Source organism: Marinospirillum celere, from assembly GCF_900112235.1.
GTDB classification, from domain to species: Bacteria; Pseudomonadota; Gammaproteobacteria; order Pseudomonadales; family Halomonadaceae; genus Marinospirillum; species Marinospirillum celere.
The window spans coordinates 847,605-871,613 of the sequence record NZ_FOLH01000001.1 but is presented as its reverse complement, the minus strand read 5'-3'; the positions used below and the strand labels follow the sequence as shown (position 1 = coordinate 871,613).

Annotated in this window: 22 protein-coding genes; 16 read left to right on the top strand and 6 right to left on the bottom strand. The window is 50.6% G+C overall.

Features of this window, described 5'->3' with window-relative positions; translation table 11 throughout:
• The first annotated feature begins 1 nt into the window (after position 1).
• The 3 genes from BM185_RS04120 (at position 2) to BM185_RS04110 (ending at position 4,701) form a co-directional block, all read left to right on the top strand.
• The gene (locus tag BM185_RS04120; RefSeq protein WP_091959619.1) at positions 2-1,201 is read left to right on the top strand and encodes an amino acid aminotransferase; all 1,200 of its coding nucleotides are present in this window, start codon (positions 2-4) and stop codon (positions 1,199-1,201) included.
• 104 nt (positions 1,202-1,305) lie between these two features.
• Positions 1,306-2,682, top strand: a complete 1,377-nt coding sequence (locus BM185_RS04115; protein ID WP_091959616.1) for a sodium-dependent transporter — start codon at positions 1,306-1,308, stop codon at positions 2,680-2,682.
• Positions 2,683-3,006: 324 nt separating this feature from the next.
• A complete protein-coding gene (locus BM185_RS04110; protein WP_091959613.1) occupies positions 3,007-4,701 on the top strand; it encodes a methyl-accepting chemotaxis protein in 1,695 nt (564 codons plus the stop codon).
• Here BM185_RS04110 and BM185_RS04105 read toward each other — a convergent pair.
• Complete coding sequence (locus BM185_RS04105; RefSeq protein WP_091959611.1) at positions 4,698-5,213, bottom strand: DNA-deoxyinosine glycosylase; 516 nt, start codon at positions 5,211-5,213, stop codon at positions 4,698-4,700. The two genes, BM185_RS04110 and BM185_RS04105, sit on opposite strands and share 4 nt — an antisense overlap.
• Positions 5,214-5,257: 44 nt before the next feature.
• On the opposite strand from BM185_RS04105, the gene BM185_RS04100 reads away from it, so the two are divergent.
• The 5 genes from BM185_RS04100 to BM185_RS04085 all read left to right on the top strand — a co-directional run bounded on the left by BM185_RS04100 (position 5,258) and on the right by BM185_RS04085 (position 7,628).
• Positions 5,258-5,725, top strand: a complete 468-nt coding sequence (locus BM185_RS04100) for a YaiI/YqxD family protein (protein ID WP_091959609.1) — start codon at positions 5,258-5,260, stop codon at positions 5,723-5,725.
• A gap of 164 nt (positions 5,726-5,889) precedes the next feature.
• Positions 5,890-6,489, top strand: coding sequence for a DUF6198 family protein (locus BM185_RS04095; protein ID WP_091959606.1), 600 nt, complete (start codon positions 5,890-5,892; stop codon positions 6,487-6,489).
• A gap of 218 nt (positions 6,490-6,707) precedes the next feature.
• Positions 6,708-6,911, top strand: coding sequence for a cold-shock protein (locus BM185_RS04090; protein WP_091959603.1), 204 nt, complete (start codon positions 6,708-6,710; stop codon positions 6,909-6,911).
• Between the two features lie 122 nt (positions 6,912-7,033).
• Positions 7,034-7,339 (top strand): hypothetical protein, encoded by a 306-nt coding sequence (locus tag BM185_RS14590; protein ID WP_143089478.1) that lies wholly within the window; start codon positions 7,034-7,036, stop codon positions 7,337-7,339.
• Between the two features lie 13 nt (positions 7,340-7,352).
• Positions 7,353-7,628, top strand: coding sequence for a hypothetical protein (locus BM185_RS04085; RefSeq protein ID WP_143089477.1), 276 nt, complete (start codon positions 7,353-7,355; stop codon positions 7,626-7,628).
• Here BM185_RS04085 and BM185_RS04080 read toward each other — a convergent pair.
• Both BM185_RS04080 and metG read right to left on the bottom strand, forming a co-directional pair.
• The gene (locus BM185_RS04080) at positions 7,625-9,004 is read right to left on the bottom strand and encodes a class II fumarate hydratase (protein ID WP_091959598.1); all 1,380 of its coding nucleotides are present in this window, start codon (positions 9,002-9,004) and stop codon (positions 7,625-7,627) included. The two genes, BM185_RS04085 and BM185_RS04080, sit on opposite strands and share 4 nt — an antisense overlap.
• A 2-nt stretch (positions 9,005-9,006) precedes the next feature.
• Positions 9,007-11,073, bottom strand: coding sequence for a methionine--tRNA ligase (gene metG / locus BM185_RS04075; protein ID WP_091959595.1), 2,067 nt, complete (start codon positions 11,071-11,073; stop codon positions 9,007-9,009).
• 242 nt (positions 11,074-11,315) lie between these two features.
• Between metG and BM185_RS04070 the strand changes: the two genes are divergently transcribed.
• The 5 genes from BM185_RS04070 (at position 11,316) to BM185_RS04050 (ending at position 15,960) form a co-directional block, all read left to right on the top strand.
• Positions 11,316-12,503, top strand: coding sequence for a thiamine pyrophosphate-dependent dehydrogenase E1 component subunit alpha (locus BM185_RS04070; RefSeq protein ID WP_091959593.1), 1,188 nt, complete (start codon positions 11,316-11,318; stop codon positions 12,501-12,503).
• On the top strand, positions 12,500-13,477 hold the full coding sequence (locus BM185_RS04065) for an alpha-ketoacid dehydrogenase subunit beta (RefSeq protein WP_091959590.1): 978 nt from the start codon (positions 12,500-12,502) through the stop codon (positions 13,475-13,477). Before BM185_RS04070 ends, BM185_RS04065 begins: the two co-directional genes overlap by 4 nt.
• Positions 13,478-13,488: 11 nt before the next feature.
• A complete protein-coding gene (locus BM185_RS04060) occupies positions 13,489-14,727 on the top strand; it encodes a 2-oxo acid dehydrogenase subunit E2 (protein WP_091959588.1) in 1,239 nt (412 codons plus the stop codon).
• Positions 14,728-14,803: 76 nt separating this feature from the next.
• Positions 14,804-15,472 (top strand): DsbA family oxidoreductase, encoded by a 669-nt coding sequence (locus tag BM185_RS04055; RefSeq protein WP_091959585.1) that lies wholly within the window; start codon positions 14,804-14,806, stop codon positions 15,470-15,472.
• Positions 15,469-15,960 carry a HugZ family pyridoxamine 5'-phosphate oxidase gene (locus BM185_RS04050; protein ID WP_091959582.1) on the top strand — a complete coding sequence of 164 codons (492 nt, stop codon included), beginning with the start codon at positions 15,469-15,471 and terminating at the stop codon, positions 15,958-15,960. Before BM185_RS04055 ends, BM185_RS04050 begins: the two co-directional genes overlap by 4 nt.
• 104 nt (positions 15,961-16,064) lie before the next feature.
• On the opposite strand, the gene BM185_RS04045 is transcribed toward BM185_RS04050, so the two are convergent.
• On the bottom strand, positions 16,065-16,949 hold the full coding sequence (locus BM185_RS04045) for a hypothetical protein (RefSeq protein ID WP_091959579.1): 885 nt from the start codon (positions 16,947-16,949) through the stop codon (positions 16,065-16,067).
• 176 nt (positions 16,950-17,125) lie between these two features.
• Here BM185_RS04045 and BM185_RS04040 point away from each other — a divergent pair, with 176 nt between their 5' ends.
• On the top strand, positions 17,126-18,952 hold the full coding sequence (locus BM185_RS04040; protein ID WP_091959576.1) for an ABC transporter ATP-binding protein: 1,827 nt from the start codon (positions 17,126-17,128) through the stop codon (positions 18,950-18,952).
• Positions 18,953-19,086: 134 nt separating this feature from the next.
• Here the strand turns inward: BM185_RS04040 and BM185_RS14925 are convergent, their stop codons facing one another.
• Entirely contained in the window at positions 19,087-20,406 is a 1,320-nt protein-coding gene (locus BM185_RS14925; protein ID WP_218149369.1) for a methyl-accepting chemotaxis protein, read from the bottom strand.
• A 195-nt stretch (positions 20,407-20,601) separates the two neighbouring features.
• A complete protein-coding gene (locus BM185_RS04030; protein ID WP_091959572.1) occupies positions 20,602-21,888 on the bottom strand; it encodes an MATE family efflux transporter in 1,287 nt (428 codons plus the stop codon).
• A gap of 143 nt (positions 21,889-22,031) precedes the next feature.
• Here BM185_RS04030 and BM185_RS04025 point away from each other — a divergent pair, with 143 nt between their 5' ends.
• Together BM185_RS04025 and yghU are read left to right on the top strand one after the other, a co-directional pair.
• Positions 22,032-23,099 (top strand): tartrate dehydrogenase, encoded by a 1,068-nt coding sequence (locus tag BM185_RS04025; RefSeq protein WP_091959570.1) that lies wholly within the window; start codon positions 22,032-22,034, stop codon positions 23,097-23,099.
• A gap of 60 nt (positions 23,100-23,159) precedes the next feature.
• Positions 23,160-24,008 (top strand): glutathione-dependent disulfide-bond oxidoreductase, encoded by an 849-nt coding sequence (gene yghU, locus BM185_RS04020; RefSeq protein ID WP_091959567.1) that lies wholly within the window; start codon positions 23,160-23,162, stop codon positions 24,006-24,008.
• Position 24,009 lies beyond the last annotated feature (1 nt).

The following is a 24,009-nucleotide window of genomic DNA, read 5'->3' as shown; positions in this document are numbered from 1 at the left end:
CATGTTTGAACACTTAAAAGCCAAGCCCGCTGATCCCATTCTGCGTTTGATGCAGGAGTTCAGGGAAGACAGCCATCCTCAAAAAGTTGATCTGGGTGTTGGTGTTTATAAGGATGAGCAGGGGCATACGCCCCTGATGCAGGCAGTCGATCGGGCACAACGTATTCTGGTTGAATCTGAGCTGACCAAAAGCTATATTGGTCCTCCAGGATCGCCGCTTTTTAATGACCAAATCACTCAGTTGGTTCTGGGAAATGGCCTGGCAACCAAGCTTAAAGAGCGTTTGGCTGTTGCTCAAACACCAGGGGGCTGCGGTGCCTTGCGTATGGCTGCGGAATTTATCAAAAGCTGTCAGCCAACGGCTCGGGTTTGGGTTTCTGATCCTACCTGGGCTAACCATGTGCCCTTGCTTGGTGGTGCTGGACTGCCTTTGGAAACCTACCCCTATTATGATCAACAGACGGGTGGCGTGCGTTTTGATGCCATGATGGAAACCCTGAAGAAATCAGCTAGGGCAGGTGACCTGGTCTTATTGCATGGTTGCTGTCATAACCCCAGTGGGGCTGATTTAAACAGCAAACAATGGCAGGAAATCACCGAGTTCTGTCTGGATAAAGGCGTTGTGCCTTTTGTCGACATGGCTTACCAGGGTTTGGGTCAGGGTTTGAATGAAGATGCCCTGGGTGTTCGCTATCTGTTCAATGCCGTACCTGAAGCCCTGCTGGCAACCTCTTGTTCCAAGAACTTTGGGCTGTATCGTGAGCGCACCGGGGCTTTGATGCTGCTTTCAGCAAAAGCTGAACAGACACCGGCGACCGCCAGTGAGCTTTTCACCCGAATCCGTTCTCACTATTCCATGCCTCCCGCCCACGGCGCTTCAGTTGTCGAAACTATTCTGATGAATAGTCAGCTGGCCGAGCTTTGGCAAAGTGAGTTGAATGCGATGCGTAAACGGATTCAAACCCTGCGTTTGCAGCTTAATCAAGGGCTGAAGGCGCGAGGTGTGGATAGGGACTTTAGCTTTATTGAACGTCAGCAGGGAATGTTTTCCTTCCTGGGTATTAGCCCAGAGCAAGTGAATCAGCTACGCAAGGATTTCAGCATTTATATGGTGGAGTCTTCGCGTATCAATCTTGCGGGCTTGTCTGCTCATAATCTGGATTATGTCTGTGATGGCATTGCCAGCATTTTGAAAGGTTGAAGGATCGCCACTGATAAGTTTTCCGCTTTTTCATAAACCCTTTCTTCAGCTTCTCTACGGGGAAGCTGCAAGACCCTTTTATAAAAATAAAACTCGGGAGTCTAATGATGAGTAGTAGCAGTAACGCCCATCCGCTATGGTCATCGCGTTTTGCCTTCATTCTTGCCGCCACAGGTTCCGCTGTGGGTCTGGGTAATATTTGGAAGTTTCCCTATATTACCGGTGAAAATGGTGGAGGCGCTTTTGTATTGGTCTATTTGGCCTGTATTCTGTTGATTGGTATCCCTGTACTGATTGCTGAAACGATGCTGGGTCGCCGTGGCCGTCAAAGCCCTGTAGGCACCATGCAAAAACTGACAGCCAGTGAGGGAGCTTCCTCCTGGTGGCGGTTAATCGGCTGGAATGGTGTGATCGCTTCCTTTCTGGTGCTTTCCTTTTATGCGGTTATCGGTGGCTGGTCACTGGTTTATGTAGGCCATGCGGCGAGCGGTGAATTCCTCGGTGCTGATACGGATGCCATAGGTGCCCTCTTTGGTGGTCTTCTGTCCAGCCCAGGTGCCATGCTTTTCTGGCACAGTCTGTTTATGGTCTTGGTGGTTTTCATCGTGGCCCGGGGTGTGCGTGAAGGTTTGGAAAAGGCCATTACCTGGTTAATGCCTTTGTTGTTTGTGCTTTTGCTGGTGCTGGTTGGCTATGCCATGACAACAGGTGAATTTGGCCGTGGTGTTGCCTTCCTTTTCATGCCTGATTTTTCCAGTTTAACCGCTGAAGGTGTACTGGTTGCCCTGGGACATGCTGCCTTTACCCTGAGTATTGGTATTGGTGTCATGATGGCCTATGGTTCTTACCTGCCAGATGGCGTCAACATTCCTAAAACCGCCTTAACCATTGCCCTTTTGGATGTGGTCGTTGCCCTTTTGGCTGGTTTGGCGATCTTTCCGGTGGTCTTTGCAGAAGGCTTGCAAGCGGGTGAAGGTCCAGGCTTGATCTTCCAGACACTGCCCTTGGCCTTTGGTCAAATGGCGGGTGGTGGCTTCTTTGGCACCCTCTTCTTTATTCTCTTGGCCATGGCCGCAGTTACTTCAGCCATTTCCATGCTGGAACCTGTGGTTGAGTGGCTGGAAGAGCGTAAAGGCATCAGTCGTTTAAAAGGTGCTTTACTGGGTGGTGTAACCATTTGGTTTGTAGGTATCGGCACGGTGTTGTCGTTCAACATCTGGGCAGACGTTCATCCACTGGCCTTTATTCCAGGCTTTGATGGCCGCAATATCTTTGGCATCTTTGACTTTATGGTTTCCAATTTGATGATGCCTTTGGGTGGCCTAGCGATTGCACTCTTTGCTGGCTGGGCACTGCGCCGTGAAACCCTGGATCAGGAATTGGCCTTGCAAGGAAGTACACGCGACCTCTTCTTGTTTGTGCTGAGATATGTGACTCCCTTGGGTATTGCTGGTGTCTTCTTGTACAACCTGCTTGCCTAAGCTGAGCCTATGAAAAATTAGGGCTGCACCTGTACTTAGAGGTATGCCCTGATCCAAAGAGCTTTTATTGATAAAGGCCCACTGACTCCAGTGGGCCTTTATCTTGTAAGACTGTGCAATGTGCTTTAGCTAGACTTGCTCTAGTCTTGGGATCATATCGGTCACCCATCTACCAACCCCTCTAGTAAGTATATTTTGCATACATTCAGCTAGTGTATTCAGGCAGCAATGGGGTTTTAGTTTGCGCTCAAATTCTTAAGAGCACTTAGTAAAAATTCGGAGGGCTGCTAAGCTCTTTCTAAAACTATATAAAAGGTGAACTTGATGAAAGGCCTCACTATCCAGGTAAGAGTTTTGCTGCTCACTTTAGTACCTTTGCTCTTAATGACTTTGGTATTAACCAGTTATAACCTTTTTCAAGCACGAGCAATAGGCGAAGAAGCGGTTGCTGAGTTTGCTGAGGAAATGGAAAGGGAAAAGCGTGCTGAATTGAGAAATTATCTGGAGTTGGCCAGAACTGCCATTCAGCATCTTTACGAACAGCCGGGTTCCGCTACGAATACTACCTTGCGCGAAGAGGCCTATGAGATTCTCAGACAACTGCGTTTTGATGATGCGGGTAGCGAAGGCTACTTCTTTGTTTATGACACCCAGGGCGTTAATGAAATGCACGGTGTTAATCAATCGCTTGAAGGCCGCAACCTCTTGGATTTTCGTGATCCTGAAGGTAGCTACCTGATTCGTGAATTAATTGAGGCTGCTCAGTCCGGTGGTGATTTTGTTGCCTACAGCTGGGAAAACCTGGATACGGATACTATTGAACCCAAACTGGGTTATGCAGAAATGTTGGATTCCTGGGGGGTTATCCTAGGTACGGGCTTTTGGATTGATGGCCTGGAAAACAAAATTGAAGCGATGGATGCCCAGGTGGCTGCTTCTCTGCAGGAGGCTATTTTGGGTTCTCTGGTGACTTCTATTGTGGTTTTGGCTGGGATTACCTTCCTTTCATTACTGGTTGTGAAAAGTATTATTCGTCCCCTGAAATCAGCAGTTGCAGCCATGAATGGTATTGCCAGTGGTGATGGAGATCTCACCAAACGACTTGAAGTCAGTGGTAAAGACGAACTAAGTCAACTTGCCAGGGCTTTTAATACCTTTGCCGATCAGGTGCGCGACCTGGTAGAGCAGGTGCATGGTTCTACATCAACGCTTAATCAATCTGTTATTCAACTGGATAAGATTATGCAGGAAGCTGAAACGGGTGTTGCTCGCCAGCAGGAAGAAAGTGACCAGGTAGCTACTGCTATGAATGAAATGACAGCCGCTGCCCAGGAAGTCGCGGGCAGTGCCAGTGAAGCTTCGGATGCAGCTAACCAGGCTGAAGGCCAGGTTACTGATGCTCAGGGTGTTCTCAAACAGGCCATTCAGGTCATTGGTGGCCTTTCAGAGCAGGTAGGCCAGGGTGTTAGTGTTATTGAAGAGCTGGGCAAGGACTCTGAAAATATTGGAGGCGTTTTGGATGTTATTCGAGGAATTGCCGAACAGACCAATTTGCTGGCCTTGAATGCAGCTATAGAGGCTGCGCGAGCAGGAGATGCGGGACGCGGTTTTGCAGTGGTTGCTGATGAAGTTCGAACCCTGGCTAGTCGCACCCAAGAAAGCACTGAAGAAATACAGAGAATGATCGAAAGCCTGCAGCAGAGAGCCCAAAAAGCAGTCACAGTAATTGGCTCGATTAGTGAGCGAAGCAAAGCAACCACTGAAGAAGCTCGCTTGGTTAACGAGGCTTTAGTCAGTATTGGGCAGGCTGTAAATACCATCAACAATATGAATGCGCAGATTGCTAGTGCCGCTGAAGAGCAAACCAGTGTTTCAGAAACGATTAACCAAAACGTTCACCAGATAGTGGCCATTACTGAACAGACGGCTCAAGGAACGCGTCAGGCCAGTAGCACAACACAAAAGCTGACTGGGCTTGCCAACCAGTTGGATGAGCTGGTTAGGCGTTACAAGTTTTAGTGATCCAAATAGTCGAGCAGTTGTCGCCAGCTGCTAAGTTTTTCAGTAAAGCCTTGTCTGGCGTGGGCGGGGCTGGTTGAAGGAAGCTGAATAACTGGTAGCTGGCGGTGAGCTGTCGGCAAATCAGGCTGCACATATTTGCGATAACTTTGCCAGGCTTTGCCGCCATTGCAGAAAATAGCCTGGGTTTCTGGATGGCGCTGAAACCAACCAATAAAATCATTGGCCTCGATTGAGGCTTCCAAAATATCTGCATCCAGGCTGGAAGAGCGCACACAGCTGTGCATCACATCCCAAAGGCCTATTCCCTGGTCTGTTAAAGCCTTCAAGCGTGCCTTGTAATCCAGGCTTGGACAAAATTCCAGAAGCTCCGCCATGATCGGCCAAAAAGTATTACGTGGATGAGCGTAGTAGCGGGTTGCCTGCAAGGAGGCCTTGCCAGGCATGGAACCCAGAATCAAGACTTGGCAGTGGCTGGGCTCAACGGGAGGAAAGCTGTTGATTGGCTGCATCTGAGTTAAACTTCCCCTTTCTCAATAATAGTTTGGAATGATAAATGAAAATTTGGGTTGATGCAGACGCCTGCCCGGTTGTAATTCGGGAAATTCTTTTTAAAGCTGCGGAAAGGGTGAAGCTGCCAGTGATCTTGGTGGCGAATCAACCCATGAAAGTGCCGAAATCTGAGTGGATATCAGCAATTCAGGTTCTTTCAGGGTTTGATGTTGCTGATGATGAAATCGTAAAGCGGGTAGAAGCGGGTGACTTGGTGATTACCAGTGATATTCCTCTGGCATCGGAGGTGATTGATAAAGGGGGGTTGGCTTTGAACGCACGGGGGGAGCTCTACACTCTGGATACCATCAAGGCACGTCTGAATATGCGTGATTTCATGGATACTATGCGCTCCAGTGGTGTGCATACTGGTGGACCCGCGGCTTTGAGTCAGGCTGACCGACGTGAATTTTCTAACCAGTTGGATCGACTCTTAACCCGCTACCAGCGTCAAAATAGAGCAAGCAAATGATGTGTTGAGCTATTTTTGTGCATTTATCATCTGTTTTTATGGGTTTACATAGAAATAAATAAGGTATACTTCTTACATTTAAGATGATATCGCTGCTTTCAAAAGAGGTGGCGGTTGTTAACTCTGCTGTTTACCACAAGTAACTGAGCAGGAAGTAGATTGCTATGAAAACCACACATCGTTGGCTTTCCATTGTGGAAGGCTGTTTATTGGTCGCTCTGGGCATTCACCTGCTGCAGGCTTCGCATTTGCTTATCAGTGGCACTGCAGGCCTGGGCTTGGTGCTCATTCAGGTAACCAATCTCAGTTTTGGTCAGCTTTTCTTTTTACTGAACTTGCCTTTTTACCTTCTGGCTTGGTGGACCCTGGGGCCAGGTTTCACCCTGCGCACCTTCTTTGCTATTGCGCTCTTGTCACTGCTTTCAGAATTGATGAGTCGCTTTATGGTGTTGACCATTCATCCTTTGTTGGCATCGGCACTGGGCGGCTTGTTGGTTGGCTTTGGTCTGATTTTACTGTTTAGGCACCAGGCATCCCTGGGTGGTCTCAATATTCTTGCTGTTTACCTGGAAAGACGTTTTAACTGGCATGCCAGCATTACCTTACTGATCGGTGACCTGGGTATTTTGATTTTGGCTCTCGCGCTTTTAACGCCTTCTCAGGTCTTGGCATCCCTGTTGGCCTTTATGGCTTTAACCTCGGTGGTGAAGCGTTACCATCGCCCACCAGCCTGGGCGGTTCCCAAACCGGCAGGGGCGGGGTGAAGCTTTTGAAAGATAATGAAATAAATAGCTTGACTCTTGTTCAGAAAAGGCGCATTCTTCGTTTCGTAGGTAGCAAGTCAGCGTTTAGACAGTTCTGTAATCGAGTCCTATCGGTAAGATCAGTCCTTTGTTAGACCTAGCTTGATTCCCGCATTATTGAGCTTGGGAATTCATTTCTAAAAGTTCTGATTATTAAATTATTGAAAGGTATTATCGATATGGAAACTGGTACAGTTAAGTGGTTCAACGACACTAAAGGCTTTGGCTTCATCACTCCTGAGAACGGTGGCGACGATCTGTTTGCTCACTTCTCCGAGATTCAATCTGATGGCTTCAAGTCACTGGCTGAAAACCAGCGTGTGTCTTTTGAAGTGACTACTGGCCCTAAAGGCAAGCAAGCTGCTAAGATTCAAGTTATCTAATAACTTGTAATCCAGCTTGACGAAAAACCCACCTTCTGGTGGGTTTTTTTATATCTAAAATTCATAGAATCCCACGCTTTATTTTTTTATCCTGTTAAGAAGTACAAGCAATTGGGATGAAAATGAGCTCTCTTGTTAAAACAAAAAGTATACCTTTAACCACAGTACTGCTCTTAGTCCTACTGGCTTCAAGTGGCTGTACGGGAAAAATTAGCCAACCCGATTCCCTGGAAAATCCTGTCTTTATTTTGTTATTGGATTTTGGTACTCACAGCAGTCTGCTCTTGCCGCGTGCAACTCCAGGCGGCTATGTCCGTTACAGTTATGGTGACTGGAGCTGGTATGTTGAAGGACGCGATCAGGGGTATAGAGCCCTTCCAGTGCTTTTCTGGCCAACGGCTTCTGGCCTTGGTAGGGTGGAAGTTTGAGCAGGTCTCTTCTTTGAAAGCCCTGAGTTATTTAGCGTCTGATGTTTATCGTCTGGAAGCGGAAGCCACTAAGGTACAAGCCCTTCAAGAGCGCTTGGATGCTTATTTTGATGAAGAAGAAGTTGAAATAACCTTCAGTGAACTGCGCCAAATGGATTTTGTGCCCTACCCAAAAAGGTATTGGTTACTGCATCAGTCCAATCTGAAAACAGCTGAATGGCTGCGAGAAATGGGGCTGGACGTCAGCGGCTACCCCCTATGGTCTACCTGGGTGGTTGTTGAGCGTTAAACGCCACCACGTGTCAGTTTTTCTGGATCAAGTAGCCGCTCCAGCTCTTCACGGGAAATATCGGTTTGTTCCTCAGCTACATCCAGAATCGGGCGTCCTTCCTGGTAGGCTTTTTTGGCAATCTCTGCGGCGCGGGCATAGCCTATTATCGGGTTCAGGGCAGTAACCAGGATGGGGTTGCGGTTCAAGGCTTCCTGAATACGCTCTTCGCGAACGCTAAAGCTGGTTATGGCCTTGTCAGCCAGCAGGTAACTAGCCGAGGTTAGCAGTTGCAGACTGTCGAGCAGGTTGCTGGCAACCAGCGGCAGCATCACATTCAATTCAAAATTGCCAGACTGGCCGGCGATGGTAATGGTCGTATCCTTGCCCATTACCTGGGCTGCCACCATGGCTACGGCTTCGGGAATCACCGGGTTGACCTTGCCTGGCATGATCGATGAGCCAGGCTGCAGGGCTTCCAGTTCGATTTCACCCAGGCCTGCCAGGGGGCCGGAGTTCATCCAGCGTAAATCATTGGCGATTTTCATCAGGCTGACGGCGGTGGTCTTTAACTGACCGGAAAGGCTGACCGCAGTATCCTGAGTGCTGATCAGGGCAAAAAGGTTGTCGCCTGGCACAAAATTGATGCCTGTTTGCTCACTGAGATGGCGGCTAAAAATTTTAGCGAAGTCAGCTGGCGCGTTAACACCGGTGCCTACTGCAGTGCCACCTTGTGCAACCTCCTGGATTTGGGCTTGCAGGCTGACCAGGCGCTGGATATTGGCCCGAATTTGCGCGGCCCAGCCTTCCAGGGTTTGTTTAAAAGTAACCGGCATGGCATCCATTAGGTGGGTACGCCCGGTTTTTACCTGATCCGCCAGGCTGGCGGCCTTGTCCATGCAGACCTTTTCCAGATGGAAGAGGGCAGGCAGAAGTTCTTCTTGTAGGCTGATGGCCGCACTGACGTGAATGGCCGTGGGAATAACATCATTGCTGCTCTGGCTGGCATTCACCTGATCATTGGCGCTGATGCTTTCGCCCAGAGTGTTGCTGGCCAGGTGAGCCAGAACTTCATTGGCGTTCATATTGCTGCTGGTGCCTGAACCCGTCTGAAACACGTCCACCGGGAAGTGGCGCATCAGGTCTTCCGCACCCAGAAGCTCATCAGCCGCGATTTCGATAGCTTCGGCCTGTTCACGGGTGAGGATGCCCAGCTCGGCATTGGTTTTTGCCGCTGCAATCTTGATCAGTAACAGAGCCCGTATGAAGGTTTCCGGCAGGGGTTGGCCGCTGATCGGAAAGTTGTTGATGGCACGCTGGGTCTGAGCGCCCCAAAGGGCTTCAGCGGGAACTTCCAGTTCACCCAGGCTATCTTTTTCAATACGGACTCTGCTCATGCTTACACCACTCTCATGCCAGGTTGGGCGCCGGAATGCGGTTCCAGTAGGTAGATGCCATCATCATCACCGGCAGCCAGTACCATGCCTTCCGACAGGCCAAATTTCATTTTGCGCGGCGCCAGGTTGGCGACCATGACGGTCAGCTTGCCTTCCAGGTCTTCGGGCTGATAGGCCTTTTTGATGCCAGAGAACACAGTACGGGTTTCGCCGCCCAGATCTAAAGTTAATTTTAGCAGCTTGTTGGCTTTTTCAACGTGTTCGCACTTAATGATACGAGCAACCCGCAGGTCGACCTTAATGAAGTCATCAAAAGTGATTTCGTCCGCCAGCGGCTCCGCCTGCAAGGGGCTGTTGGCATCAGCAGCAGGTTCACCGCCTGGGTTGCTGCTGACGCTGGCTTCTTTCAGCGCCATTTCTTTTTTGGCATCTTCGCGGCTGGCGTCCAACAAGGCTTCAATCTTGTCGTTATCAACGCGATTGATCATGGGTTTGAACTTGGCAATTTCATGATTGACCAGTGGCTGGCTGCGCGCTTCCCAATCCAGGTTGTCAATTTTCAGGAAGTCCAGGGTTTTACCGGCCATTTCGGGGAGAACCGGTGCTAAATAAGTCATCAGTACACGGAAGAGGTTGATGCCGGTTGAGCAGATGGCCTGAACTTCGGCCTCCTTGCCCTCTTCCTTGGCCAGAACCCAGGGGGCCTGATCGTTGATCCAGGTATTGGCCTCATCGGCCAGATCCATAATTTGACGCACGGCGCGGCCATATTCACGGCGCTCATAATCAGCAGCGATGGCATCACCGGCCTCAACAAAGCGCTGGTAAAGCTCAGGTTCTTTCATCTCGCTCAGGGTGCCACCGGCTTTTTTAACGAAACCGGCACAACGGCTGGCAATATTGACCAGTTTGCCGACCAGATCGGAATTCACCCGGAACACAAAGTCTTCCAGATTCAAGTCCAGATCATCGACACGGCTGGTCAGCTTGGCGGCAAAGTAGTAGCGCAGGTATTCGGGATTCAGATGATCCAGATAGGTGCTGGCCTTGATAAAGGTGCCGCGTGACTTGGACATCTTGGCACCATTGACGGTCAGAAAGCCGTGGCAATAAACGCTATTCGGGGTGCGGAAATCTGCCCCGGAGAGCATGGCCGGCCAGAAGAGGGCGTGGAAGTTGACGATATCCTTACCGATAAAGTGGTAGACCTCGTTTTCCGAGCCTGGCTTCCAGTAGTCATCAAAGTTCAGATCATCACGCTGGTCGCAGAGGTTCTTGAAGCTGGCCAGATAGCCAATGGGAGCGTCCAGCCAGACATAAAAATACTTGCCGGGGGCGTCAGGGATTTCAAAGCCGAAATAGGGGGCATCACGGGAAATGTCCCATTCCTGTAGACCAGCTTCCAGCCATTCCTTGAGCTTGTTGGCAATTTGTTCCTGAAGACGACCGGTTTGCGTCCAATTCTGCAGGAAGTCAGCAAAATCCTGTAGTTTGAAGAAGTAGTGCTCCGAGGTTTTCATCACCGGCGTGGCCCCGGAAATGGCCGAGCGGGGATCAATTAACTCGGCGGGGGTATAGGTGGCACCACACTTTTCACAGTTATCGCCGTACTGGTCTTCCGCCTTGCACTTGGGGCAGGTGCCCTTGATAAAGCGGTCGGCCAGAAAAAGGCCCTTTTCAGGGTCATACATCTGCTCGATTTCGCGGGTGGCAATATGGCCTTTATCACGTAAACGCGTGTAGATCAGCTCTGAAAAGTAGCGATTTTCGTCAGAATGCGTGGAATAGTAGTTATCAAAATGAACATGAAAACCCTGGAAGTCCTGATGGTGCTCGGTACGCACCCGGTCGATCAACTGCTGGGAGGTAATGCCTTCCTGTTCGGCACGCAACATGATGGCGGTGCCGTGGGCATCATCAGCACAGACATAGGTGCACTGATTGCCACGGCTGTTCTGAAAGCGGGTCCAGATATCGGTTTGAATGTATTCCAGCAGATGGCCGAGGTGGATGGGGCCATTGGCATAAGGAAGGGCGCTGGTCACCAGAATTTTGCGTTGTGTGGGCATGGGTTGGTCTAGTCTTTTGATCAAAGTTGAAAAAATAAAATCGCAATCCCGCTATCTTAGCGATTTTCTTAGCATCCTGCATCCAGACAAGAAGTTGCCAGCCAAGGAAATTTACTGCTAATCTCAAATACGCAGTAAGCATTACAGGTGTCTGGCTGGGATGATCTTCCAGGCAGTGCAACTCGCCCGGCGACCACAAGTTGCCAGAGGCTGAACAACAACAAAATTAAGGAAACCTGCTTATGAGTGATCTGCGTAGTTTTGACGTGGAGCTGATTCACCAGCCTGCGTATCTGGACCCGCAAACCTCGGTTTTACCTACCTTTGCCCTCTTACGACAGGATGGCAAACTTTATTCCGGTGCCAAAGCACCGCCCCTGTCCAAAGAGTTGGCCCTGAAAATTCACGATACCTTCTTGTTTATCCGTGCATTGGATGAACGTATGCTTGCTTCTCAGCGGCAGGGCCGAATTAGTTTTTATATGACGGAAACGGGTGAAGAAGCCTCGGATATCTGCAGTACTGCTGCCCTGGATCCCGATGATTTGATTATGGCCCAGTACCGTGAACAGGGAGCCTTGGCTTTTCGTGGTTTTACGGTCGATCAGTTCATGAACCAGATTTTTTCCAATGAAAAGGATCTGGGGAAGGGCCGCCAGATGCCTATTCACTATGGCAGTCACGAACTTAATTACCTGACTATTTCCTCTCCACTGGCCACCCAGATTCCCCAGGCAACTGGCTATGCCTATGGCTTTAAGCAACAGGGCAAGAAAAACTGTGTGATCTGCTATTTCGGTGAAGGGGCTGCTTCGGAAGGTGATTTTCACGCCGCCTTGAACATGGCCGGTGTGCTGCGGGTGCCGGTGATTTTTTTCTGTCGGAATAATGGCTATGCCATTTCCACCCCTGTGCACGAACAATTGGCCGGTGATGGTGTGGCCGGACGCGGCCCAGGCTATGGCCTGAAAACCCTGCGCGTGGATGGCAATGATGCTTTAGCGGTTTATGAAGCCACGCGCCTGGCGCGCAAGATGGCGGTTGAAGATAACCAACCGGTATTGATTGAATCTATGACCTATCGCCTGGGCGCGCACTCCAGCTCGGATGATCCTAGTGGTTACCGCAGTCGCAACGAGGAAGACAAGTGGCGTAAAAAAGATCCTGTTGCACGTTTTCGGCAATGGTTGATTCATCAGGGCTGGTGGACGGAAGAGGAGGATGAAGCACGTCAGGCTGAGCATCGTCAAGCCGTTGTCGAAGCCATGAAGCGTGCCGAAAAAATACCCAAGTCTCCGCTGGAAGATATGTTTACTGATGTTTACAAGGAGCTGCCCTGGCACCTGGAGGAGCAGTTGGAGGAAGCCAAGGTTCATATTAGGAAGTATGCAGATATTTATCCCACCACAGCAGGGAGGTTGAAATCATGAGTGATAAAAACCTATTGCAAGCGGTGAATGAAGCGCTGGATATGGCCATGCAGGCCGATGAACGGGTGCTCTGCTTTGGTGAGGATGTGGGTGCTTTTGGCGGGGTGTTTCGTGCCACCAGTCATTTGCAGGAAAAATACGGAAAAAGCCGTTGCTTTAATACACCCTTGACGGAACAGGGCATTATTGGCTTTGCCAATGGCCTGGCGGTGCAGGGGCAGGTGCCGGTTGCCGAGATTCAATTTGCCGATTATATCTTTCCGGCGTTTGATCAAATTGTGAACGAAACGGCCAAGTATCGTTATCGCTCGGGTAATGAATTTAATGTTGGCAGCCTGACCATCCGCGCGCCCTATGGTGGCGGCATTCATGGCGGGCTTTATCATTCCCAATCACCGGAAGCCTACTTTACTCATACGCCAGGTCTTAAGGTGGTCATTCCCCGTAACCCGGAACAAGCTAAGGGGCTTTTACTGGCTTCGATTCGTGATCCCGACCCCGTGCTCTTTTTCGAGCCGAAAAAACTCTATCGCGCTTCTACTGGCCCTGTGCCTGAGGAAGACTATGAGTTGCCACTGGGCCAGGCCGAAATTCTGCGTGAAGGCACGGATATTACCCTGGTAGCCTGGGGTGCCCAGATGCAAGCCATTGAAAAAGCGGCTGATCTGGCGGCTGAAGAAGGTATTTCCTGTGAAGTGATTGACCTGCGCTGTCTGCTGCCCTGGGATAGAGACACCCTGGCGGCCTCGGTTAAAAAAACCGGACGCTTGATCATCAATCATGAAGCTCCCAAGACCAGCGGTTTTGGAGCTGAAATCGCGGCCAGTCTGCAGGAAGTCTGCTTCCTTTATCTGGAATCTCCCATTATGCGCGTTACGGGGTGGGATACACCCTTTCCCCTGGCGCTGCAAAATGAATACCTGCCCAATGAATGGCGCACGCTGGATGCCATTCATGCCAGCATGAATTATTAAGGGAGAAGACCATGAAAATTGATTTTATTTTGCCGGATATCGGGGAAGGCATCGTTGAGTGTGAGCTGGTTGAATGGCATATCCAGGAAGGTGAAAGTGTTCAGGAAGATCAGCCAGTCGCTGATGTGATGACCGACAAGGCGCTGGTTGAAATTACCGCCATGCACACTGGCAAGGTGACGCGCCACTATTGGAAAAAAGGGGAAATTGCCAAGGTTGGCCAGCCACTGTTTGAAATTGATGTGGATCAGGACACGGCAGAAGCTGAACAACAACAGTCAGAAGAGCCCCAAAAGGCACCAGCTCAGGCCGCTCAACCTGAAGTCAGCAAGCAAGCCACGGCTGACTCGACTAAAGCAGCCAGTCCCCGGACAAGCGACAAGGCTTTGGCAACACCCGCTGTACGTCGTATGGCCCGTGAGCTGGACCTGGATTTAAGCCAGGTACAGGGCAGTGGTAAAGAAGGGCGGGTCCTCAAAGAAGATCTGCTGCCCTATCAGCAGGGTCAGCAAACGCTTGCCAGTCAACAGCCAGCGGCCAGCGGCCAGGATCGCAGTGAGCCCATCAAGGGTGTTAAAGCGGCCATGGCACGCCAGATGCAGGATGCCTATTCCACGATTCCTCACTTCACTTATGCCGAAGAAGTGGATGTCACCGAATTGGAAGCTCTGCGCAAACAACTTAAACCCGACTTTGAACGGGAGGGACTGCGCCTAAGCCTGATGCCCTTTATGATGAAAGCCATTGCTCTGGCCGTCCAGGAATACCCGGTTTTGAACAGTCGCGTTAATGCTGACTGTACGGAAATCACCTATCTGGCGGATGTGAATGTCGGCATGGCTGCCGATACACCCCTGGGACTTCTGGTGCCGAACGTTAAGCAGGTGCAGAATAAAAGCCTGAAAGAAATTACGGCTGAGATTAACCAACTCACCGATGCCGCCCGCCAGGGCAAACTGCCTCCAGACAGCATGAAAGGCGGCAGTATCAGTATTTCTAACATTGGTGTGATTGGGGGCACAGTAGCAACCCCGATCATCAACAAGCCGGAAGTCGCTATCGTCGCTTTAGGGCGGATCCAGGAACTGCCGCGCTTCAATGCCCAGGGTGAAGTGGTTGCCCGTCAACTGATGAACATCAGCTGGTCAGGTGATCACCGGGTGATTGATGGCGCGACCATGGCGCGTTTCTGCAACATCTGGAAAAGCTACCTGGAACAACCGGCCAGAATGCTGGTCGATTTAAGGTAGAAGGCTTTAGCCAGCATCTCAAGCCAGCCTGTAAGGGCTGGCTTTTATTTGTACTACTGGTGTTTGGAGGGGTTCTATGCACGCTGTAAAAATTGACATTGTCTCGGATATTGCCTGCCCCTGGTGCGCTATAGGTTATGCGCGGCTGGAGGAAGCCATGCAAGAGTTGAAGGAGGCTATGACCTTTGATGTGCAGTGGCATGCTTTTGAATTAAACCCTGATCCAAATGCAGATGGTGAACCGATTCTACAAGCGCTCAGCCGCAAATATGGCCGCTCTGTCGAAGAGATGGAGCAAATTCAAGGTCAAATGCAAGAGATTGCTGAAGGTCTGGGTCTGAATTTTTCAGCACTTCAGCACAGGCATACCCGCAACACCTTTGATTGCCACCGTCTGGTTAAATGGGCGGGCGAACAAGGCAAGCAAACAGCTATGAAGCAAACCCTATTTGAGGCCTATTTTGGAGAAGATGCCGATATCACCAACCCAGATGTACTGGCCGCCCGGGTGGAAGCAATAGGCTTGGATGGTCAGAAGGCCAAAGACCTCTTGGCTTCGGATGACTATGTGCAAGCGGTTCGCGATGAAGAAGCCCGCTGGCAGCAAGCCGGTATCAGCTCTGTACCTGCTTTTGTAATTAATGAACGCTATTTGATTTCCGGTGCCCAGGAATCGCAAGCTCTGGTCAAGGCCTTGCAGGACATTGCCAATGAAGGACCAGAGAGACAGCAACCCAAACCATGACACAACAACCGGACCTGGAAACCGTAAAAGCTGACTACCTGGCCTTTATTCAGGCTGGCCGGGCTTGCATGCTTGCCACCACCAGCCCTGAAGGCTTGCCGGAAGCCAGTTATGCGCCCTGCTTTTACCACCAGGGCAGCTTTTACATCTTTGTCTCTGAACTGGCCAGCCATACCCGCAACCTACTGCAAAACCCCCACGCTAGCCTGCTCTTAACCGAAAGTCAGCCCCGCAACCTTTTTGCCTGCAAACGTGCCACGTTACAAGTGCTAACCCAGCCTCTGGATCGCAATAGCACTCTAACTGAAGACATCCTAAATCAAATGCAGGAACACCTAGGCGACACCTTGGCTCTGCTCAAACAACTCCAAGACTTTCACTTGATCCAACTACAACCCCAAAAAGCCAGCTATGTTACCGGCTTTGGAAAAGCCTTTGAGCTTCAGGGTCAGGATCTTAAAGAAATTGCGCATATCAGACCAGGATGAGTTTGAGCTGACCTCTGCCCTTGCAGCTAAATAAAGAAAATCGGTAAAAAGTCAGTGAAAATGATTGTAAAGGCACAAAATAGCTTGAAAGTGATCAAAAGCAGCTAGTTATTGAAATCCTTTTCCGGCCAGAGTAGTGCGCGTATTTCTTTTAGAAAATAGTTTTGTGCCAAAGCGATAAACGGATCGCTTACTAAGGGGTTACTGAGTATTAGGTGCTCGACGTTAGGGTCACTTAATAGTGAGAGGGCATATGCAGCCTGTGGGTCTGAGCGGATTGTTGCCTGAGTTTGCCCACTTTGATGGCTTTTAATGAGCGTTTCTTCCAGTAGGCGATGAAGGTCGGGGCGGCAGGGTGATACATATAAAAAGGAGGCGAGTGGGTAAAGCATGACCGTCCGTTCGATTAAAACAAATTGATCACCCAGTTGTGCAATTTCCAGCTGTGCCTCTTGCAGGCCACGTTGAAACACCTGAATTCTTTCCGTTTCCAGCATCTTCCAGAGGTTTTCATAAGGAGCCTGAGATACCTGGTAGCCTTCACTAAGCATGATAGCGGTATCAGGCCAGCCCAGCCCTGAACCAATGATCCATTCTTGTGGATGTGTTGCTTGCAGTGTTTGCTGTTGTGTTTTTGTGGTGACGAAGCCCCTTGCGCCGAGCAGGCCCAGGGTTAGTGGAACTTCAACTTGTAGAAGGCGCTCTTCTCGATTGGCGTCGTACCCACTGAAATAGATGTCAAAGGGTGCATCACAGCTTTCTAGCCTCGTTAGAGCGCGTGCCTGGACGAGGTCGCTGGAATCGACCCAGTAGAGGTGTGCATTTTCTGTATGCTGGGCCAAGGCTTTTTCAAGGACTTGTATGAGTAAGTTAAAAGGCGATAAGTCCGTATGTTCCTGGGCGATCTTCAGTTTTTGTGCGTGTGTGGAAAAACTAAGGCATAAGAAAAAACAGACTACGAAGAGCTGGCGGCTTAAGAGTGAGATCATAAGGAATCCTTTTTCCTATTAAAGCTTAGCTTAGTTTTTAATCGATGAGTGATCTTTATGCAAAGTGATGAGAACGGCGTAAAGGCCATTGATGATGTTGTGATTTTTTAGACTGACCAGTCAAAATTTTATGTTAAGCTTTTGGCTTTCTTCTTTCCTTGAGCAGGATGCCGTTCATGTTGCGCTGGTTTGAATCCCGTCTGAATCCTTTTCCCTCTGAAGAGCCTCAGGAGCCACCTTCGTCGCTGCTAGCTTTTTGTTTGTATTTCACGCGAGGCTCTTGGCCTTGGATTGCTATGACCGCTGTGCTGATGGCGAGTGTGGCGTTAATTGAAGTCTGGCTGTTCAGTTTTCTCGGTGATGTGGTGAATTGGCTGTCCGTGCAGGATCGGGAGTCTTTTCTGGCAACAGAAGGCTGGAAACTCTTCGGCATGGCTTTGGTGATTTTGGGTCTGCCGTTGATGGTACTTATGCATTCCCTATTGAGCTTTCAGGTGTTGATGGGTAATTACCCCATGCGTATTCGCTGGATGGTTCACCGCTATCTGTTGAAGCAGTCGCTGGCTTTTTATCAGGACGAGTTTGCCGGGCGTATTGCCACCAAGCTAATGCAGACTTCACTTGCAGTGCGTGAATGTGTCATCAAATTGATTGATGTGCTCAATTATGTCTCGATCTACTTTATTGGTACTTTAATCATTGTTGCGCTGGCTGATCTGCGTTTGATGGCACCCTTGTTGATCTGGTTGGCTGGCTACCTTTTATTGATGCGTTATTTTGTTCCGGTGATGGGGCGTGTGGCTCAGCAGCAGGCCGATGCGCGCTCCATCATGACGGGGCGGGTGGTAGATGCCTATACCAATATCCAGACGGTCAAACTCTTTTCCCATGCCCAGCGTGAATCAACCTATGCACGTGAAGGGATGGATGACTTTTTGGTGACTGTGCACCGGCAGATGCGACTGGTCACCGGATTTAATGCCAGCCTTTATCTGCTCAACTCGCTGCTTTTGCTGGCTGTTGCTGGCCTTTCAATCTGGCTGTGGGTAGGGGAGCTGATCAGTGTGGGTTCTGTGGCTGTCGCCCTCGGCCTAGTGCTGCGTTTGTCAGGCATGTCTCAATGGATTATGTGGGAAGTGGCTTCGCTGTTTGAAAACATTGGCACCGTCAAAGATGGCATCGCTACCATTTCCAAGCCGCAGGTGGTTGACGATGCACCCCAGGCTCAGCCTTTGCAGGTTGAAAAAGGCCAGATTCTTTTTGATCAGATTCGCTTTCATTACGGTAAAGAAGCGGGTGTTATTGAAAACCTGTCCCTGGATATTCAACCGGGTGAAAAGGTTGGCCTGGTGGGCCGCTCAGGTGCGGGTAAGTCTACCCTGGTCAATTTGCTTCTGCGTTTTTATGATCTGGAAGGAGGGCGTATTCTGATAGATGGTCAGAATATTGCTGAGGTGCAGCAGGACAGTCTGCGTGCAGCGATCGGTATGGTCAGTCAGGATACTTCCTTGTTGCACCGTTCTGTCAGAGACAATATCCGCTATGGCAAACCCGGTGCAACGGATGAAGAGGTTTGGCAGGCGGCTCGTCAGGCGCAGGCCGACATCTTTATTCCCGAGCTGGAAGATATCAAGGGGCGCAAAGGTTTGGATGCTCATGTTGGTGAGCGGGGGGTAAAGCTTTCGGGTGGCCAGCGACAGCGGGTTGCCATTGCTCGGGTGATGTTAAAGGATGCCCCCATCCTGATTCTGGATGAGGCGACGTCAGCCCTGGATTCGGAAGTGGAAGCTGCTATTCAGGATAATTTGAATCGTCTGATGCAGGGTAAGACGGTTATTGCCATTGCACATCGTCTTTCTACCATTGCCCAGATGGATCGCCTGGTGGTGATGGATCAAGGTCAGGTGGTGGAAACCGGCACCCACGAACAGCTGTTGGCCAGTGGTGGCCTCTATGCACAGCTTTGGGCGCGTCAATCGGGTGGCTTTCTGGCAGAAGATTAAGATTTATGGAATAAACATCTAGGCACGTTTCTTGCTTCACTTCGTTATTCTGATCTGGAGGGTAGCCTGTAGGCTGTGATGGAGTTACAGCCTGGGGCGAAACCTGACAAGTGGCGACTACTGGTGAAGCTAACTTATATAGTGCTGGTATCATTTTTGATGAGTCTGGAGGAGGTGCGTGAGACATTTTCGGCTCCCCGCTGAATTTCAGTCATGATGCCAGCAACCTGCTCAATTTTGCTGCGGCCTTCTTCCGCTGTGTTTCGGGCCTGAAGAATGATGTCGGTGACCCCCTGTAGCATCTGGCGGTTTTTGCTCACCACGTCTTCGATTTCACTGGTGGAGCTGCTGGTTCGAGCCGCCAGTTGACGCACCTCATCGGCCACCACAGCAAAGCCGCGACCCTGTTCACCAGCGCGCGCTGCCTCGATGGCTGCGTTGAGTGCCAGCAAGTTGGTCTGCTCGGCAATGGCGCGAATGGTGGCGACGATATGCTCTATGTCTGAAGACTGGGTGTTGAGATTTTCGATCAGGTCGGTGGCATGGCTGACCTGATCGGAAATATCGGAAGAGGTTTGTATGGCTTGTTCCAGTGAGTTCATGCCTTCGATGGCAATTTGAGCTGTTTCCTCTGAGGTGGCACTGGCGATTTCTGCCGCTTCGGCAGTAGCCTGACTTTGCTGGATGCGGGCGGTGATATCACTGGCAAATTTTACAATCCGCGTAACCTGGCCGTTTTTGTCTTTAATGGGATTGTAGCTGGCTTCCAGCCACAAGGGTTCACCACGGGCATTGCGGCGCTCAAACAAGCCGGTTTTGAACTGCCCCTGTGCCAGTTGCTGCCAGAAGTCGGGGTTGTCCTGATAAAAGGCTTCAGTGCAGAAGATGCGATGGTGCTGGCCCTGGATGGCCTCGAGCGTGTAGCCAACGGTGTTGAGGAAGTTGGCGTTGGCGTGGAGGATGGTGCCGTCTGGCTCGAACTCAATCACCGCCTGGGAGGCATCCAGCGCATCCAGAATGGCCTGCTGCCGTTGGGTCTTGTGGTGCTGTTCGGTGATGTCAGTAGCGATTTTGAAGATGCGAATCACCCGGCCCTGGTCATCCTTCACCGGAAAGTAGTTGGCTTCCAGCCAGAGGGTTTCACCGTCTGCACGCACCCGTTCGAAGATGCCTGACTGCGCCTGGCCGGCTGCCAGTTGCTCCCAGAACTGCAGATACTCAGGACTTTGTGCCTGGCGCTGGGTGCAGAAGATACGGTGATGCTGGTCCTTAAGGTCACCTTCCGAATAACCCATGGTTTCCAGAAACAGCGAGTTGGCTCTGATAATGCGGCCATCCGGATGAAAGGAGATGGTGGCGTTGTGGTCTTGCAGGGCTCGGATCAGGTGTTGACGATCGGCCAGTTGCTTGCGGGTCTGATCCAGTTTTTTGAGGTTTTTTTTATTTAAAAACAAGAGCTTAATCCTTTTGTCATTCTATCAGTATCACACGCTTGATCAGGTTGTAAGTATATAGGCTTTTGCATGTAAATCGAAAGCAGTATGGTCAATACATGATTTAATTTTTTTGATGCTTCAAACGTGTCTTGCTTTTCTTGATCTGGTAACGCCAGAGCCTCTGTCAGTACTTGCAGCTGCCTCTACTGCTGTTTAGTCAGGCAAGTCGCAAGAGGTGTGCCGAAAGCGCTGCTGAAACACCCAGCCCAGAGTCAGGCCGCGCAGGGCATTGAAGATTAAAAAGGTGGCCCAGAGGCCATGGTTGCCATAATCCTGCAACAGCCACCAGGCGAGCAGATAGCCTCCAAGGGAAATTAACAGGCTATTGCGCATCGCGGCTGTCCAGGTGGCACCGATGAAAACCCCGTCATAAAGATAACACCAGAGGGAAACCGGTAGGATCAGCCACAACCAGGGCAAGTAGGTGGCGGCCAGCAGGCGAATCTCTTCCAGGTCGGTCAGGCGGTGTATCAACCAGTTGCCACCCAGCCAGGTGGCCAGGGTCAGCACCAGAGCAGTAACCACTGAGAGAAACAACCCGGCCTGGTAAACGGCGCGGGCTTCCTGGTGGCTACGGGCAAAGGCATTGCCAAAACGCCCTTCAACCGCCTGGGCAAAGCCATCCAAAAGATAGCTAGAGAGCATCACCAGTTGCATCAGCACCGCATTGGCAGCAAGGACATCATTGCCCTGAGCTGCGCCCTGGCGGGTAAAAAACGCCAGCGCCAGTAACAGTGCCAGGGTGCGGATAAAAAGATCCGAGTTGACCTGAATGAGCTTTTTCAGGGCTGCCGGATCGGGTGCGGGGCGGGTTAAAGGGACTTTTAATGCCTTGCAGGTGATTAGCAGCCAGATGAGTCCGGCAGTGGCTGAGATGACTTCGGCCAGCAGCGTGGCGAGGGCAACGCCCTGACTGGTCATGCCCAGGCCGAGTACAAACCAAAGATCCAGCAGGATATTTATACCGTTACCTAGTATCAGCAGCCAAAGAACAACCCGAGTACGGCCCAAGCCAATAGCAACACCCAGGACAACATACTGCATCAGCACGGCGGGTGCGCTCCACAGCCGAATCGCAACATATTCAGTCGCCAGCTGCTGGGCTTCAGGGCTACCATCCAGCAGGCTGAGCACGCCGGGCAGAAAAGGGCGCAGCAGTTGCAGTGCCAGCCCCAGCAGCAGGGCCAGAGTCAGGCTTTGCACCAGCAGACGCCCCAGCGCCAGGCGGTCTTCACGCCCCCAGGCCTGAGCAACCAGGCCGGTGGTGCCCATGCGCAGAAAACCAAAACCCCAGTAGAGAAAACTAAAAAGCACAGCACCCAGAGCGACTGCCGCCAGATAACGACCATCGGGCAGGTGCCCAAGCACAGCGGTATCCACCAAACCCAAGAGGGGAATAGTGCAGTTGGATAGCAGGATCGGCCAGGCCAGGCGGAACAAAGGCCGGGTTTGTTGGGGAAACTGGGTTTTCAGGTCAAGGATCTCTTCATTGCCAAGTCAGGGGCGGGATTCTATCCAGAAGTAGCCGAATCAGCTACCTTGAGGGGGAAGTCTTCAAAATTTCATCGCAAAGGGGAAGTGAAATGTCCAGTTACAAGATTGCAGTGATTCCCGGTGATGGTATCGGCAAGGAGGTGATTCCCGAGGGTATCCGGGTTTTGGAAGCAGCGGCAGCTTCAGCTGGGGTGAAGTTGAGTTTTACTCATTTTGACTGGTCCTGTGAGACCTATCATCAGACAGGGCGCATGATGCCGGTGGATGGTCTGGAGCAGCTCAGGGGGTTTGACGCGATTTTTCTGGGCGCTGTGGGCTTTCCGGGAGTTCCCGATCATCTTTCGCTCTGGGGCTTGTTACTGCCCATTCGTCGGGCGTTCAATCAGTATGTCAATCTACGCCCGGTGCGGCTGTTTGAAGGTTTGCAATCGCCTTTGGCTAACAAGAAGCCAGGCGATATTGATTTTTATGTGGTGCGCGAAAATGTTGAGGGTGAATACTCTGCCATAGGTGGCATCCAGTACGAAGGCACGGATGAAGAAGTGGTTTTGCAGCAGAGTGTTTTTACCCGCAAGGGAACGGATCGGATTCTTAGATATGCCTTTGAACTGGCCCAGAGCCGGGATAAAAAACATTTGAGTTCAGCCACCAAATCCAATGGTTTGTTTCATTCCATGCCTTATTGGGACAAGCGTTTTGCAGATATGGCTGAAGATTACCCCGAAGTGAAAACAGATCAGTTTCATATTGATATTTTTACTGCCAATCTGGTGCGGATGCCGGAGTATTATGATGTGATTGTTGGCTCCAATCTGTTTGGTGATATCCTTTCTGATCTGGGTCCGGCCTGTACCGGAACCATTGCCATAGCGCCTTCAGCGAATATCAATCCTGAAAAGGAATTTCCTTCGATGTTTGAACCTGTACATGGCTCGGCCCCGGATATTGCCGGTCAGAATATTGCCAACCCTCTGGGAACCGTTTGGGCAGCAGCCATGATGATGCAACACCTGGGTAATCAAACCATGCATGATCAGATTATGGCAGCCATGGAAGCAGTGATTCGTGAAGGCAAGGCCTTGACCCGTGATATGGGTGGTACAGCTTCAACTCAGGAGCTGGGTCAGGCGTTGGTGGATCAGATAGCTTCAGGCTAATTCTGAAGCATTTTTAGCAGATATCTTCAGTTTAAAAGTTAACTATTTTGGGAGAAATTAATGAGTGCATCCTATATACCACCCAGAGTTTGGCGGTGGCAGCCAGGAAATGGCGGTAAATTTGCTAATATCAATCGTCCTGTGGCGGGGGCTACTCATGATAAGGCGTTGCCGCTCGGAGAGCATCCACTTCAACTTTACTCTTTGGCAACTCCCAATGGTGTCAAGGTTACCTTGATGCTGGAAGAACTGCTGGAGCTGGGTGTCAAGGAGGCTGAATATGACGCTTGGTTGATTGATATAAGCGAAGGGGAACAGTTTAGTTCTGGCTTTGTGGAAATTAATCCCAACTCCAAAATACCGGCTTTGGTGGATTACAGTGTGGATCCGCCACAACGCGTATTTGAATCGGGTTCCATTCTCTTTTATCTAGCTGAAAAATATGGTTACTTTCTTCCACAGAAACCTCATGAGCGTACAGAGTGCATGAATTGGGCTTTTTGGCAGATGGGCTCGGCTCCAATGCTAGGCGGTGGTTTTGGGCATTTCTACGCCTACGCACCCGATAAACAGGAATATCCGATTAACCGCTTCACCATGGAAGTAAAACGCCAGCTGGATGTTCTTGATCGTCATCTGGCTAACAATACTTATATGGTTGGCGAGAACTATACCCTGGCCGATATGCTTATTTGGCCTTGGTATGGTGCTCTGGTTATGGGACGTTTGTATGATGCAGCTGAGTTTCTTGAAGCAGACAATTACACCCATGTTCTGCGTTGGGCTCAGGCTATTGATGCTCGGCCTGCTGCTCAACGAGGACGGAAGGTAAACCGCGTTTGGGGTGAGGAAAGCGAACAACTGAAAGAACGCCATAGCTCCGCAGACTTTGAAAACTTGAAGAAGTAAT